Genomic DNA, 15,222 nt, shown 5'->3' with positions numbered 1-15,222 from the left:
TATTACTCAACGATTGCCATAATGTCGTTTTCAGACATTACTAGCACTTCTTTGCCGTCGATTTTTTCAGTCTTTGTGCCGTAACCTTCAGCGAAGATAACGGTATCACCAACTTTAACGTCCAACGGTAACACTGTGCCGTTTTCTAGAATGCGGCCTTTACCTACAGCTAGAACAACACCACGTGTCGATTTTTCCGCAGCAGAACCAGTTAGAACGATGCCACCCGCTGACTTTGATTCAACTTCTTTACGTTCTACGATAACTCGGTCATGTAATGGACGAATGTTCATCGGTCGTCTCTCCTGAAAGTTTTCATGTTTATTTGATAATTGCCCGCGTAGGGCACGTGATCACTATATAAGGGGCAAACCTAACGATCCCAAGGGGTAGACGTGAATTTTTTGTGACTTAGTTAAAATAACCAGCAGCTAGGCAACGGTTTGCGTGCGAAATGCTCACTCGCCCACTATCTCGCTTTCTTGTATCCTTGCGTTTCCCTCACCAGATAGACATCAAAAATGTTGGAAAAAAACAAGCCGGACAATCAGGCCGAAGATAAGCATGGTTTGTTGACCGCGCCCATTCCTGACACCTTACGCAAAATGACCATCCCGATGACGATGGGCATGATTGCCATTTTGATGTTTAACTTGGTCGATACTTTTTTTATCTCGTTGCTGGGTACAGAAGCCCTAGCAGCAATCAGTTACACCTTTCCCGTCACCTTTGCAGTGAACTGCATCACCATGGGCATCGGCATGGGGCTTTCTACCAATATTGGTAGACTGTTAGGTCAAGGCTATGCTCCTCAAGCTGCTCGCTTTACCAGCCACGGGTTATTGCTGGCAGTTGTGCTGGTGATGATCGCCTCAACACTAGGCTTTTTTACTATCGAGCCGCTGTTCAGCTTCTTGGGCGCGAAAGAAGATTCTATTCCGCTGATCGCACAGTATATGCAGGTTTGGTATCTCACCATTCCTCTGTTGGTAATTCCAATGGCGGGCAATAGTGCGATTCGCGCAACCGGCGATACCAAAACTCCAGCTAAAATCATGATGCTGGCAGGGCTTATCAACGGTGTTCTCGATCCATTGCTTATCTTTGGTTACGGGCCCTTCCCTGAATTGGGCATCCAAGGCGCGGCGATTGCTAGTGCCTTCAGTTGGTTTGGCGCGTTATGCGGTTCGCTTTACCTACTGGTCAAACGTGAGAAGCTACTTGCCCCGCCGCAATGGCAATTCATCAAACAAGACTGGCAACAAACGTTAAAAATCGGCACTCCTGCAGCGCTCTCCAATGCAATGAACCCATTATCGGGCGCAATCCTGATGATGTTGCTTTCAAGCCATGGTACAGCTGCAGTAGCAGCTTATGGCGCAGCTCAGCGAATTGAATCGATTCTGTTGTTGGTTTTAATGTCTCTCACTTCCGCTCTCACCCCATTTATGGCACAGAACTTTGGGGCAAATAATCCTGCTCGAGCCTTTTCCGGTTGGTTCCTCAGCATGCGGTTTGCAGTTCTCTTTCAAGGGTTTATCTTCTTGATGATGGTGCCACTCAGTATTCCTCTTGCAGCCTTGTTCTCTCAGGAAGCCGCCGTAAAAGATCTGCTTTGGCATTACCTATTGGTGGTGCCATTTAGTTATGGCTTCCAAGGGATTGTGATGATGCTAGTCAGTGGCTACAACGCAATGCACAAACCAATGCGTGCCTTCCAATGGAGCTTCATGCGTTTATTCGTATTTACCTTGCCTGCAGCTTGGATTGGTAGCCACGTTTATGGCATTGAAGGTTTGTTTATTGGTATTGCGCTGGGGAATACGATGGGCGGACTATTAGGGTATTGGTTTGCACTGCGTGAGCGAAGAATAACATTGGCAGAACACCAACCATCAGCGTAAACGTTAGATAATAAAAAACCGCGGATAACCGCGGTTTTTTTTATTCTGACTTTAACCAGTTGCTTAGAATAGCTCTTCAGCAACTTGGTATAGGTCGTTACGTACTGGACGCTTCATGTTCTCGATTGCATCGATGATGTCGTGGTGAACTAGCTGCTCCTTCACGATACCAACACAACGACCGCCATGGCCTTCCATTAGTAGATGAACCGCGTAGTTACCCATGCGAGATGCTAAAACACGGTCGAACGCTGTTGGGCGGCCACCACGTTGGATGTGACCAAGAACCGTCGCACGAGTCTCACGACCTGTCGCAGTTTCGATCTCTTTCGCTAGTTCGTTTGCATCCATCATCAGCTCAGTAAGTGCGATGATCGCATGCTTCTTACCTTTTGAGATGCCATCTTGGATGTTGCTGATTAGCTTGTCTTTATCTAGGCCAGTTTCTGGCGTGATGATGTATTCACAACCACCAGCAATTGCAGACATCAGAGTAAGGTCACCACAGTGACGCCCCATGATTTCTACGATAGAAATACGTTGGTGAGAAGAAGACGTGTCACGTAGACGGTCAATTGCATCGATAACTGTGTTTAGTGCAGTTAGGTAACCGATGGTGTAATCCGTACCTGCGATATCGTTATCGATTGTGCCTGGTAGACCGATACATGGGTAGCCCATTTCAGTCAGTTTCTTAGCACCCATGTAAGAGCCGTCACCACCGATAACAACAAGTGCATCGATACCGTGCTTTTTCAGGTTCTCAATCGCTTGTTCACGAACTTCCACTTCTTTGAATTCAGGGAAACGTGCAGAGCCTAGGAATGTACCACCCTTGTTGATCACATCTGAAACGCTAGAACGATCTAGCTTCTCGATGCGGCCTTCGTAAAGACCTAGGTAGCCATCGTAAACACCGTAAACTTCCAATCCCTCAGATAGTGCTGTACGAACTACGCCGCGTACTGCTGCGTTCATACCAGGTGCGTCACCGCCACTTGTTAAAACACCGATCTTCTTAATCATGCTCACCCTCGATCTTTGGCAATCAATTTATTTAATTTTCTTCTAGGCCCCTTGTTACCAAGCAACCTGCATAATCCAGAACTGTGCGTTATGTTACATTTCCTCTACAGGAATACCAATGAAAACACACTTTTTTATGTAACTTTTCTACTTATGTAAGAGTATTACAGTTTCTCTTTGCAACTTCGTTGATTCACATCAGGATCACGATTCTTAGTAAGTAGTGATGGAAAGATAGCCAATAAGCGCCTATTTGTCGTTACGCTTGGTCTGATTTTTCGACCGCTACCAATCTTGCGCCTTTTGTTCTTTCTCTGGTCCAAAGACGACCGACAACGGATCCTGATGGATCAAGACGTCCGCTTCCGGGAAAAGCGCCAACAAATTATCTTCAACTTTATCGGCAATATGATGGGCTTTTATTAAAGGTAGATGATCATCCAACTCTAAATGCAATTGAATAAAGCGCGTCGGCCCAGACATGCGAGTTCTTAGCTGATGGACTCCTAACACACCTTCAACATTGATGCAGGCTTCACGGATCTGCTCCAGTTCTTCATCTGGTAGCTTTCTATCGAGCAACGTCTGAATCGCTTCGCTGACCATCTTGAATGCGCTGTACAAAATGAAGATACCAATCCCCACCGCAAACACTGCATCGGCTTGCGTTACCCCAAAATAGCTCAATCCTAAAGCCACCATGATGGCGCCATTCATGTATAAATCGGTTTGATAATGCAGTGAGTCAGCAGCAATCGCTTGGCTACCCGTTTTACGCACCACATGCTTTTGGAACATCACGAGTCCAAAAGTCACGACCATAGCGAATAGAGAAACATAAACCCCTAGCTCAGGTGAATTCAGCTCATGTGGACGGAAAAATCGCTCAATACCATTAAGAATCAAGAAGACAGCAGAACCAGAAATAAACATTGCCTGCGCCAGTGCTGCTAGCGACTCCGCTTTACCATGGCCAAAAGTATGTTCTCTATCAGCGGGTTGTAGTGAATAGCGTACAACAATAAGGTTCACGACCGATGCGGCGATATCCAGCATCGAGTCAATCAAGGAAGCAAGCAGACTGACAGAGCCCGTCACCCACCAAGTAATGACTTTTACTATTAAAAGAATCGTCGCAACAATGGTCGCCGTCCAAGCAGCGGTCGTGACTAAACGTGCATATTCGTGTTTCATAATCAAAGAGTTAACTCAAACCGTACTTTGAGTATACCTTGAGAATTATTGAATGAGTATGAAATCGCCAAGATCAAAAAGAGGCAGCACTCAGGCTACCTCTTTTACTTTATCTTTCAGCGATTAGCTGTTGTGGTGCTTGTGCATGCGTTTTTGCATTTTTTCGCCACACTCTTGGTGACGCTCTTTTTGTAGCTCAACATATTTTGTTTTTTGCTCAGGAGTCAGCACGCTCAGCATTTGGTGTTTCTTCTCTAGCATCTTAACGCGACGCTCAGTTTGCTTCTCAACCATCTCTTTTGCTAGGTCGTTTGCTGCGGCTTCATCGAAGTTATCAGCCAATAGAAGTGCTTGAACTTTATCGTGGTGCGCTTGACGCTCTGCCATGTGTGCTTCGTGACCATCTGCGAATTTTGCTTTCATCGCCGCTTTGTTCGCTTCACGCATTTCTTTTAGCTGGTCTTTCTGTGCATCAGTCAGGTCTAGTTGACGCATGATGCCACGGTCCATACCTTTGCCGCATTCACCGCGATGGCCTTTATGATCTTTACCACCAAATGCGAATGCGCTCGCTGTACCTAGAGTTAGTGGTAGAACAACAGCAGCCAGTACTAGTTTCTTTGCAGTTTTCATAATTTGATTCCTTACACAGGTTAGTGATTCTTCTGAGCTGTTCTCACAGCGCTTGAGTGTAGAATACGACCTACTAGGTAAAGCGACGTATAGAGACCGTAAAGAATCGTAAAGAGTGATTTTTACACTCTTCGTTACCTATCATTCCCATGTAATATTAAAGCAACCACGAATCATAAATAGGTACTCAAATGGCGAACATTCTTTTGATTGATGATGATACCGAGCTAACCAGTCTGCTTAAAGAGGTACTGAGCTTTGAAGGTTTTAACGTCAGTGAAGCCAACGATGGAGAAGCAGGCCTCGCGGCTGTCACTGATGAAATTGACCTTATTTTGCTCGATGTCATGATGCCAAAACTCAATGGAATGGAAACCCTAAAACGCCTGCGCGAAAACTGGGAGACGCCAGTGCTTATGCTAACGGCGAAAGGCGAAGAGATAGACCGCGTTATCGGCCTAGAACTGGGCGCAGATGATTACCTGCCAAAACCGTTTAGCGACCGCGAATTACTCGCTCGGATCCGGGCGATTTTGCGCCGTACCAGCAGCACCCAGAAGAGCGCGAAAAACAGTGACTGCATTGAGTACCAAGAAATCAAACTCTTCCCTGGCAAACAAGAAGCATACTGCGAACAGACGTTGTTAGATTTAACGACGACAGAGTTTGCTCTTCTGACACACTTTGTGCAAAACCCTGGGCAAGTGCTAACTAAAGAAGCCTTGAGCTTAGATGTACTTGGCAAGCGCTTAGCCGCGTTTGATCGTGCGATCGATATGCACGTATCCAACCTACGTAAAAAATTGCCAGACCAAAGTAACGGTAAGCCTCGTATTAAGACGCTACGCGGGCGCGGCTACATGCTGATTGAGGAGGATTAATGCGAGCACCACGCTTCAAACTGCCGAAGATAAACAGCTTGTATGGACGCATCTTTGCCATCTTTTGGTTCACCATGTTTTTGGTTCTGATGGCAGTGCTGTCATTACCACACCTTGACCCACGGAAAGCACGCGACATCCCGCAAGACCACTATCAGCGTATGATTGAAATACGTGACGGTATCGAGAAGAAGTATCGCAAACAAGATAACCTCGGCAAGATTTTGTTCAGCATCGAAGGTCAGCGACGCAGTAAACATGATCCGCGTCCACGTATCTTCTTTTCCGATCACGAAGGCAACGTACTGACAACTTCATCAGGTCACAGAGATTTTAAGCTACGTGCGCTACAAAACTTTGTCACTAGTATTGAAGATCAGTCCCAACCGAAGCAAAAGCTTTACGGTCGCTACATGATCGCAGGCCCCGTGCCAATCAAAATCGCCAATTCGGATCTGTTGATGTACGTCGGCTTTAAATGGAATGAGCCGCCACCAATCATGTTGCGCCTGTTCGATCACCCATTGCAATTGCTGCTTGCCGTTATGTTGGTGAGTACACCGCTATTATTATGGTTAGCATGGGCATTGAGCCAACCCGCTCGACGCTTGGAAAGTGCAGCGCAACGCGTCGCGAAAGGTGAGTTTGTCATCGATCCGAACCTAGAGAAAGGCACCACCGAGTTTCGTCAAGCCGGAACCAGCTTCAACCAAATGGTCGAGGCTGTGAATCAGATGATTTCTGGCCAGCAGCGTTTACTCTCAGACATTTCACATGAGTTACGTTCGCCTTTGACTCGCTTGCGTATGGCAAGTGCGCTGGCGACTCGTAAGCAAGGGGAAAGTCCAGAGCTGACCCGAATCGACACCGAAGCGCAACGTTTAGAGCAGATGATCGCCGAACTACTCGAACTTTCACGCATGCAAGTGAACAGTCACATGACGCGCGAGACTCAGCCAATAGTAAGTTTGTGGGAAGAGATTATTAAGGATGCGCAGTTTGAAGCCGAACAAATGGGCAAAGTACTGAACTACTCTAACCTTCCTGAACGCAGCATTTCTGGCAATCCAAAACTACTGATGAGTGCGGTAGAAAACATCATTCGTAATGCGATTTACTATGGCAAAGATGAAGTGAAGATCGACATTCAAGACAGCGCAGACACCTTGAGCATCATTGTAGATGACAATGGTGAAGGTGTGCCTGAAGAAGAATTAGAAGCCATCTTCCGCCCATTTTACCGAGTCTCGACAGCCCGTGATCGTCATTCTGGCGGTACCGGTCTTGGTTTAACCATTACCGAAAGTGCCATCCGCCAACACAGCGGTTCGATTATCGCAAGTCGCAGCCCATTGGGTGGGTTACGAGTCACGATTACTCTTCCATTACTCAAAGTAGGCAAATAACCTTACAAAGATCAAAGTTGATAATGATTTTCATTAACATTAAAGTAAATCCTTCATAAAGGAGGATTTACAATGTCGCATATTTTTCCAGAGCTTCCGTACCGCTACGATGCACTAGAACCATACATCGATGCGAAAACCATGGAAGTTCATTACAGCAAACACCATAAAACGTATTACGATAAATTTATGGCTGCCGCAAAAGGCAGCGCTCTCGAGACCCAAAGCCTCGATGACATCTTCGCTTGCATCTCTCAACACAGCCCAGCTATTCGAAACAACGGTGGCGGATACTACAATCACATCATTTATTGGAATTGTATGTCACCGGATGGTGGCGGTGAGCCTCAAGGTGCACTCGCTCAAGCCATCAACGATAAGTTTGGTGACTTCGAAAAATTCAAAGACGAATTCGCACAAGCGGCTATCAATACGTTTGGTTCTGGCTTCGCTTGGTTAGTCGTAAAAGATGGTGAGATTCACATTACCTCCACGAGCAACCAAGACAACCCTCTAATGGATGTTGCCGCGGTACAAGGTGAACCAGTCCTAGCATTGGATGTGTGGGAACACGCATACTACATCAGCTACCAAAACCGTCGTCCCGAATACATCGACGCATGGTGGAATGTGGTCAACTGGCGCGCAGTGGAAGAAAACTACGCTCGCGCACTCAGTTAAACCTTTCAACATCTGGGCGACAAGGTTTACCTACACGCCCTTATGCCCCCAAGTCATTGTGTTGAATCTCGCTTCTCAAGGTGACTTGGGTATATACTGCCCGTCTGTTTTTGACCAACCTAATTCAATACCATGTTTGATATCGCTCTATACGAACCAGAAATCGCGCCGAACACCGGCAACATCATTCGCCTGTGTGCTAACTGTGGTGCGAATCTCCACCTGATTGAGCCACTGGGTTTCGATCTAGAAGAGAAGAAAGTCCGCCGTGCAGGTTTGGATTACCACGATTTGGCTCGTGTAACGCGTCATAAAGATTATCAAGCATTCTTGGAATACTTAGAGAAAGAGAAACAAGGCAACTACCGCCTATTTGCGTGTACGACCAAAACCACAGGCCATCATGTGGATGCGAAGTATCAAGAAGGCGATGTATTGATGTTTGGTCCAGAAACTCGCGGACTACCAGCAGATGTGATTGATAGCTTGCCAATGGAGCAGCGCATCCGCATCCCGATGATGCCAGATGCCCGTAGCCTGAACCTTTCTAATGCCGTTGCGATCATCGCGTTTGAAGCATGGCGTCAAATGGGTTTTGAAGGCGCAATGTAAGCGCACCAAATCACGGATACTAAAAAGGGCGCTGAATGCGCCCTTTTGCTTTTCTTACTTACCGATTAAATCAGTTGAGCTTGTTACGATTATTGTCGTCTTTACGCTCGTACTCACCTTCGAAGGTATTGCCGTTGTCCGATTGAGAATCGAATGGGTCACGACGAAACGGGTCTTGTTCATAGGGACCTTGATTTGAGAAGCCACCTTGGAAGCCGCCACCATTCATGGTCTTCACCACCATCTTGCTCATTAAGTATTTCGCAATCGCAGCGCGTGGCGCGGGAAGCAATACCAACATACCCAATGCGTCGGTCATGAAACCTGGTGTTAACAGCAATACGCCTGCAACTGCCAGCATCACACCTTCAAAAATCTGTTGAGCCGGAAGCTCACCTTGCTCTAAGCGACCTTGCACTGACATCAACGTCTGGAGGCCTTGGCTGCGTACCAAAGACGCGCCAACAAATGCGGTGATCAGAACTAAAGCAATCGTAGGCCAAAGACCTAAAAAGCCTCCCACCTGAATAAATAGGCCGATTTCGATGATCGGGACGAAAATAAACGCCAATAATAAGATAGGAAACACATGCCCTCCTTTGTTGATTTCAGTGTAATGGCAAAAGCCTACTAAGCTCAAACGAATCGTTGTAAAAAAGCGTGTTCATCATAGGGAGAATGCGTTGTACAAAAAACGCCCTTTGAATAAAGGTGCATATATAAAATTTGATCGTTGAAAAGTGCTATTTTCGCACTCTTAAAATCCAAGTTTGTCGAGGAAAAACACCTACCCATAAAGGGTTATTAATATCCCGTTCATACTTTGCAAATTATTGACGCATTAAAAGCGAAAAAGGTGATCCACTTACTATTTTTATGCGCTAGGTGCAGTATGATGTGCCACATAAGTCAGGACGGTTTTTCCAGCCAAAAACTCTGATGAACGGATTCTAGATTGCAGAAATGGCTAATAAATAACTTAAATATCAGAATTATTATCTAAGGATCCTGTTATGGCTACACTATCTGATGCTCCAAAGACAGCAAACCAAGCCACTCGTATTGAAGAAGATCTATTAGGTCAACGTCATGTTCCTGCTGATGCTTACTACGGCATCCACACCCTTCGCGCTATCGAAAACTTTAATATTTCAAGCACTACCATTTCTGACGTACCTGAGTTTGTACGCGGTATGGTAATGACGAAAAAAGCCGCTGCACTAGCAAACAAAGAGCTAGGTGCAATTCCAAAAGACGTTGCTAACTACATTCTAGAAGCGTGTGATTTGATCCTTGAAACAGGTAAGTGCATGGATCAGTTCCCTTCAGACGTGTTCCAAGGCGGTGCAGGCACGTCAGTGAACATGAACACTAACGAAGTTATTGCGAACGTTGCGCTTGAACTGATGGGCAAAGAAAAAGGCCAATATGAGTTCATCAACCCGAACGATCACGTAAACAAGAGCCAATCAACAAACTGTGCGTACCCTACCGGTTTCCGAATCGCGGTTTACAACAGTGTTCATCAGTTGATGGAAGCGATCGAATACCTAAAAGGTGCGTTCGAACTTAAAGCACAAGAATTCAAAGACATCTTGAAGATGGGTCGTACTCAGCTTCAAGACGCGGTTCCTATGACTGTGGGTCAAGAGTTCCACGCATGGGCAGTGACACTAAACGAAGAGATTCGCGCCCTAGACTACACGTCTAAGCTACTACTAGAAATCAACCTAGGTGCAACAGCTATCGGCACTGGTCTAAACGCACCAACAGGCTACCAAGCACTAGCCGTAAAACACCTAGCTGAAGTTACGGGTGTAGAAGTGGTTGCAGCAGAAGATCTAATCGAAGCAACATCTGACTGTGGTGCTTACGTAATGACGCACGGCGCGCTCAAACGTCTAGCAGTGAAACTATCGAAGATCTGTAACGACCTTCGCCTACTTTCTTCTGGCCCTCGCTCTGGTCTAAACGAGTTGAACCTACCAGAAATGCAAGCGGGCTCTTCTATCATGCCAGCTAAAGTAAACCCAGTTATCCCAGAAGTCGTAAACCAAGTTTGCTTCAAGGTTCTAGGTAACGACAACACGGTATCTTTCGCAGCAGAAGGCGGTCAGTTACAGCTAAACGTAATGGAGCCAGTAATCGCACAAAGCGTGTTTGAGTCTATTTCTCTACTACACAACGCATGTGTGAACCTACGTGACAAATGTATCGATGGCATCACGGTGAACAAAGAAGTTTGTGAAAACTACGTTTACAACTCTATCGGTATCGTGACTTATCTAAACCCATACATCGGTCACCACGAGGGCGACATTGTTGGTAAGATCTGTGCTGAAACAGGTAAGAGCGTACGTGATGTGGTTCTAGAACGTGGTTTATTAACCGCAGAAGAGCTAGATGACATCTTATCGGTTGAAAACTTCATGCATCCGACTTATAAAGCGAAACGCTACGAGTAATCGCTGGTGAAAGGGGTCCCAAACGGGGCCCTTTTTTAGGCTCTGATACGGTTAACCACAATTTTTATGCGCTTTTTATTGCCGTAAGCCGCTCGGGTTCTGATTTTCTGAGCATTTACACCTGTTCCTGAGTGTTCAAAAAATCAGAATCATTAAAAACTAAAAGAGGTATCAATATGGTAATGGTCGAACTCTTCGTGGTTCTGCTCTTCATTTATTTGGGGGCAAGAATCGGTGGTATCGGCATTGGCTTTGCCGGTGGTGCTGGGGTAATTGCATTGTCTTTAATCCTAGGCGTCCCGACAAGCCAGTCTTTCATCCCTGTCGATGTAATCCTGATCATCATGTCTGTTATTACTGCTATCGCTGCAATGCAGGTAGCTGGTGGTTTAGATTGGATGGTTCAGGTTGCGGAAGACTTTTTGCGTAAACATCCCGAACGCATCACCTTTTACGCACCTATCGTGACATTTTTGATGACACTACTAGCAGGTACAGGTCACACAGCATTCTCTACTTTGCCAGTTATTGCAGAAGTAGCGAAAGGCCAAGGTGTTCGTCCTTCTCGTCCACTGTCTATCGCGGTAGTTGCCTCGCAAATCGCTATCACAGCATCGCCTATCTCAGCGGCAGTTGTGGCATTTGCTGCAATGTTGCATCCATTTGGCGTTGATTACCTAACGCTACTAGCGGTTTGTATCCCAACCACCTTCATCGCTTGTATGATCGGTGCATTTGTTGCGAACTTCATGGGCAGCGAGCTTAAAGATGATCCTGAATACCAAGACCGTCTAGCAAAAGGCCTTATCAAGCTAAACACAGAATCGAAACGCGAAATCTTGCCAACAGCGAAGAAAGCAACATTCATCTTCCTAGGCGCTATCGCATTCGTAGTCTGCTACGCAGCAGCGATCTCTGGTTCAATTGGTCTTATCGAAAACCCAGCACTTGGTCGTAACGAAGCGATCATGGCAGTCATGCTAGCGGCAGCCGCAGCAATCGTATTGAGCTGTAAAATCGACGCAGGCAAAATCCCAGCTGCAGCAACATTCCGCTCTGGTATGACAGCGTGTGTGTGTGTTCTTGGTGTGGCATGGCTAGGTTCTACGTTCGTTAACGCGCACGTTGACGGCATCAAAGAAGTGGCTGGTGCGCTACTAGCTGACTACCCATGGATGCTAGCACTTGTTCTATTCTTCGCTTCAATGCTGCTTTACTCGCAAGGTGCAACTACCGTTGCGCTTATGCCAGCAGCACTAGCAATCGGTGTGGCACCACTTACCGCAGTTGCGTCTTTCGCAGCAGTAAGTGCGCTATTCGTACTACCAACTTACCCAACGCTACTGGCTGCGGTTGAGATGGACGACACGGGTTCAACTCGTATCGGTAAGTACGTATTCAACCACCCATTCTTCGTACCAGGCGTAGCAACTATCGCTTCAGCAGTTGCACTTGGATTCGCGTTCGGTGGGCTACTGATCTAGCAGAAACAGAGTCTTACTCGGGGGAGCTTCGGCTCCCTTTTTTATTGCCTGTTGTATTGGACAACGGTTAACAAATCTTCACTTCCATGAAACTTATTGGCTAGCCAGCAGGTCTGATTGAGTTACACTAACGGCAATTATCTAAGATGAATTGAACCTTTTATGCGTGCATTACTCTCCGTCTTACTCTTAGGGCTTATTACCTTTTCTGCGCCTTCTTTTGCTCTGTTTGGCAATGATCAGTTAGGGAACAGCCAAAGCAACACTTTTGGCAACAGCAACGATACGTTTGTGCCTGTCGATCAGGCTTTCCAATTCAACTATTACCAGCAGGACGGTAAGCTCATGCTGGACTGGCAGGTACGTGATGGTTACTACCTGTATCAAGAGCGCTTGTCCGTTGCGGGCGAAAATGTGTCGCTAGGCGAACTGCAAATGGAAGACGGCACGCCGCATAAAGATGAATTCTTTGGTGACGTGCATATCTACACCCAGCCACTGTTTGTTAACGTGCCAATGCATGACTGGCAAGACGGTGCACGCGTGGTGGTGCAATACCAAGGCTGTGCCAAAGCTGGCTTCTGTTACCCGCCAGAAACTCGCGTAATTCCTATCAGCGCGTTTACTTCATCGAACTCAGATTCAACAGCGGCGACGACTGCACCAAAAGCAGAACAAGTACCAACAGCAACGCCACCAGCGGTGCAATCATCTACTTCTAGCGACACACCATCGGCTCCAGTAACACAGCAAGATAGCCTTGCCGCCAACCTTGCTGATAACTGGTGGACACCACTTCTGTTCTTAGCGCTTGGTGTGGGTTTGGCGTTTACACCATGTGTACTGCCGATGTACCCAATTCTGACCAGCATCGTGCTTGGCAGTGGCAAACTAAGCCAACGCCGTGCGCTAGGCTTGTCGTTTGTCTACGTGCAAGGCATGGCGCTGACTTACACCCTACTTGGCCTTGTGGTGGCATCTGCGGGCATGCAGTTCCAAGCTGCGATGCAACACCCTTATGTGTTGATTGGTTTGAGTGTGCTGTTCGTGACACTCGCACTGTCGATGTTTGGCGTTTATAACCTGCAACTGCCAAGTGGCGTGCAAACGTGGTTAAACAACCTAAGCAACAAACAACAAGGCGGAAGCAGCGCAGGCGTATTCGCCATGGGCGCGATTTCAGGTCTAGTGTGCTCACCATGTACCACGGCGCCACTGTCTGGTGCGCTACTTTACGTTGCACAAAGCGGTGACTTGCTGACTGGTGGTATCGCACTTTACGCACTGGCGATGGGTATGGGAATCCCACTCATTCTTGTTGCTGTATTCGGCAACAAACTTCTACCAAAAGCAGGGGGTTGGATGGATCGCGTTAAGACCCTATTCGGCTTCATTCTGCTGGCAGCGCCTATCTTCCTACTTGAGCGCATCATGCCAGAAATATGGGCAACGGCATTGTGGTCAGCACTAGGTATCGCTGCATTTGGTTGGCTATACCACATCAAGAACAGCCTTGAGTTTGGTGGTTGGAAACAAAGTGCAGTAGGCATTATCGCTGTGCTTGGTTTGTTTGCGTCAGCTCAACCAGCACTTAATTACTGGTTTGGTGGCCACACAACAACGCAAACTCAACAAGTGACAGTAAGCTTTACGCGCGTCTCCAATGTAACAGAGCTCGAACAACAATTGGCATTGGCTAAGCAAGCCGGTAAACCCGTGATGCTCGACTTCTATGCTGATTGGTGTGTCGCATGTAAAGAGTTTGAAAAGTACACTTTCCATGACCCAAGTGTCGAAGTAAAACTGCAAGGTTTTGTACTGCTACAGGCCGATGTAACCAAGAACCAAGTACAAGACATCGAACTTCTTAAGCATATGAATGTATTAGGTTTACCGACGATTGAATTTTGGGATGCGAATGGTAAACATGTTTCAAACGCTCGTTTGACCGGTTTTATGCAGGCCGAGCCTTTCTTGGCACACATCAACCAATTTTGATTGTGAATAATTCAAACGCCAGTGATACCTCGCTGGCGTTTTTTATTGTCTCAATAAAATCTCGAAACTTGCGTTTATATGCAATTTTTCTAATAAAAGTCGATTTGGTTCAGACTTTTAGCGCATAAACATTGTCCCCCCTGTTAAAGGTGGACAATAATTCCATTAACGAAATAGTCAAAAGTGTTTAACGTCATGGATTCGACCTACACCATTATCATCGCTGATGATCACCCATTGTTCCGCAACGCCTTGTTCCAATCGGTACATATGGCGGTGAGTGGTGCTAACCTCCTCGAAGCTGACTCTTTAGATGCACTCCTGACACTCCTTAAAAAAGAAGAAGAGCCCGACCTAGTGCTGCTGGATCTCAAAATGCCAGGTGCAAACGGCATGTCCGGTCTGATTCACTTACGTGCAGAATACCCAGACCTACCAATCGTCGTGGTTTCTGCCAGCGAAGAACCCGCAGTGGTTAGCCAAGTAAAAAGCCACGGCGCATTTGGCTTTATTCCTAAATCAAGCGACATGCGTGAACTTGTCAGTGCCCTTAACCAAGTGCTGAACGGCGACCCATTCTTCCCTGAAGGCTTGATCACCAATAACGCAGCATGTAATGACTTAGCAGAAAAGATTGCTGCGTTGACACCTCAACAATACAAGGTGCTCGGCATGCTATCGGATGGCTTACTCAACAAGCAAATCGCTTACGAGCTCAATGTCTCAGAAGCCACCATCAAAGCGCACATGACGGCAATTTTCCGCAAGCTGGGCGTGAAGAACCGAACTCAAGCCGTCATCCTACTGCAGCAAATGGAACCCGAGCAGTAATGTGTTAGTAAATATATCTAATTCACATTTATATGACGCAAAAAGAACAACAGACGTTAAAATAAACAGGCTGTCACACACAGCCTCTTAATCCCTCTGTTAAACCG

Annotated in this window: 14 protein-coding genes; 9 read left to right on the top strand and 5 right to left on the bottom strand. The window is 46.6% G+C overall.

The features are described 5' to 3' along the window. Positions 1 to 2: 2 nt before the first annotated feature. Positions 3 to 293 carry a co-chaperone GroES gene (locus L1076_RS25060; protein ID WP_005381516.1) on the bottom strand — a complete coding sequence of 97 codons (291 nt, stop codon included), beginning with the start codon at positions 291 to 293 and terminating at the stop codon, positions 3 to 5. A gap of 228 nt (positions 294 to 521) precedes the next feature. On the opposite strand from L1076_RS25060, the gene L1076_RS25055 reads away from it, so the two are divergent. Then, entirely contained in the window at positions 522 to 1,904 is a 1,383-nt protein-coding gene (locus tag L1076_RS25055) for an MATE family efflux transporter (protein ID WP_237304694.1), read from the top strand. Between the two features lie 63 nt (positions 1,905 to 1,967). Here L1076_RS25055 and pfkA read toward each other — a convergent pair whose 3' ends face one another. From pfkA to L1076_RS25040, 3 genes are all read right to left on the bottom strand, one after another. Then, positions 1,968 to 2,930 carry a 6-phosphofructokinase gene (pfkA, locus tag L1076_RS25050; RefSeq protein ID WP_237304693.1) on the bottom strand — a complete coding sequence of 321 codons (963 nt, stop codon included), beginning with the start codon at positions 2,928 to 2,930 and terminating at the stop codon, positions 1,968 to 1,970. A gap of 285 nt (positions 2,931 to 3,215) precedes the next feature. Beyond that, positions 3,216 to 4,124: a CDF family cation-efflux transporter FieF gene (fieF, locus tag L1076_RS25045; RefSeq protein WP_038881483.1), complete on the bottom strand. Its 909-nt coding sequence runs from the start codon at positions 4,122 to 4,124 to the stop codon at positions 3,216 to 3,218. 123 nt (positions 4,125 to 4,247) lie between these two features. Then, the gene (locus L1076_RS25040; protein WP_038870983.1) at positions 4,248 to 4,757 is read right to left on the bottom strand and encodes a CpxP family protein; all 510 of its coding nucleotides are present in this window, start codon (positions 4,755 to 4,757) and stop codon (positions 4,248 to 4,250) included. 191 nt (positions 4,758 to 4,948) lie between these two features. On the opposite strand from L1076_RS25040, the gene L1076_RS25035 reads away from it, so the two are divergent. From L1076_RS25035 to trmL, 4 genes are all read left to right on the top strand, one after another. Then, entirely contained in the window at positions 4,949 to 5,638 is a 690-nt protein-coding gene (locus L1076_RS25035; RefSeq protein WP_038870981.1) for a response regulator, read from the top strand. Next, positions 5,638 to 7,044, top strand: coding sequence for an envelope stress sensor histidine kinase CpxA (cpxA, locus tag L1076_RS25030; protein ID WP_102388777.1), 1,407 nt, complete (start codon positions 5,638 to 5,640; stop codon positions 7,042 to 7,044). The genes L1076_RS25035 and cpxA overlap by 1 nt, the downstream gene beginning before the upstream one ends. Positions 7,045 to 7,116: 72 nt before the next feature. Further along, positions 7,117 to 7,725, top strand: a complete 609-nt coding sequence (locus L1076_RS25025) for a superoxide dismutase (RefSeq protein ID WP_237304692.1) — start codon at positions 7,117 to 7,119, stop codon at positions 7,723 to 7,725. A 132-nt stretch (positions 7,726 to 7,857) separates the two neighbouring features. Then, positions 7,858 to 8,337: a tRNA (uridine(34)/cytosine(34)/5-carboxymethylaminomethyluridine(34)-2'-O)-methyltransferase TrmL gene (trmL, locus tag L1076_RS25020; RefSeq protein WP_012126507.1), complete on the top strand. Its 480-nt coding sequence runs from the start codon at positions 7,858 to 7,860 to the stop codon at positions 8,335 to 8,337. A 70-nt stretch (positions 8,338 to 8,407) separates the two neighbouring features. On the opposite strand, the gene L1076_RS25015 is transcribed toward trmL, so the two are convergent. Beyond that, the gene (locus L1076_RS25015) at positions 8,408 to 8,926 is read right to left on the bottom strand and encodes an FxsA family protein (protein WP_237304691.1); all 519 of its coding nucleotides are present in this window, start codon (positions 8,924 to 8,926) and stop codon (positions 8,408 to 8,410) included. Between the two features lie 424 nt (positions 8,927 to 9,350). Here L1076_RS25015 and aspA point away from each other — a divergent pair, with 424 nt between their 5' ends. The 4 genes from aspA (at position 9,351) to L1076_RS24995 (ending at position 15,115) form a co-directional block, all read left to right on the top strand. After that, the gene (aspA, locus tag L1076_RS25010) at positions 9,351 to 10,802 is read left to right on the top strand and encodes an aspartate ammonia-lyase (RefSeq protein ID WP_038870968.1); all 1,452 of its coding nucleotides are present in this window, start codon (positions 9,351 to 9,353) and stop codon (positions 10,800 to 10,802) included. A gap of 176 nt (positions 10,803 to 10,978) precedes the next feature. After that, positions 10,979 to 12,286: an anaerobic C4-dicarboxylate transporter gene (locus tag L1076_RS25005; protein WP_038870965.1), complete on the top strand. Its 1,308-nt coding sequence runs from the start codon at positions 10,979 to 10,981 to the stop codon at positions 12,284 to 12,286. 162 nt (positions 12,287 to 12,448) lie between these two features. Further along, positions 12,449 to 14,284: a protein-disulfide reductase DsbD gene (locus L1076_RS25000; protein WP_237304690.1), complete on the top strand. Its 1,836-nt coding sequence runs from the start codon at positions 12,449 to 12,451 to the stop codon at positions 14,282 to 14,284. Positions 14,285 to 14,479: 195 nt separating this feature from the next. Beyond that, positions 14,480 to 15,115 carry a response regulator transcription factor gene (locus L1076_RS24995; RefSeq protein WP_237304689.1) on the top strand — a complete coding sequence of 212 codons (636 nt, stop codon included), beginning with the start codon at positions 14,480 to 14,482 and terminating at the stop codon, positions 15,113 to 15,115. Positions 15,116 to 15,222 lie beyond the last annotated feature (107 nt).

This window comes from Vibrio sp. MMG023 (assembly GCF_021654215.1).
Taxonomy (GTDB): domain Bacteria; phylum Pseudomonadota; class Gammaproteobacteria; order Enterobacterales; family Vibrionaceae; genus Vibrio; species Vibrio jasicida.
Note: the sequence above shows the minus strand (reverse complement) of the source record. Positions and strands in the feature narration are given on the sequence as shown.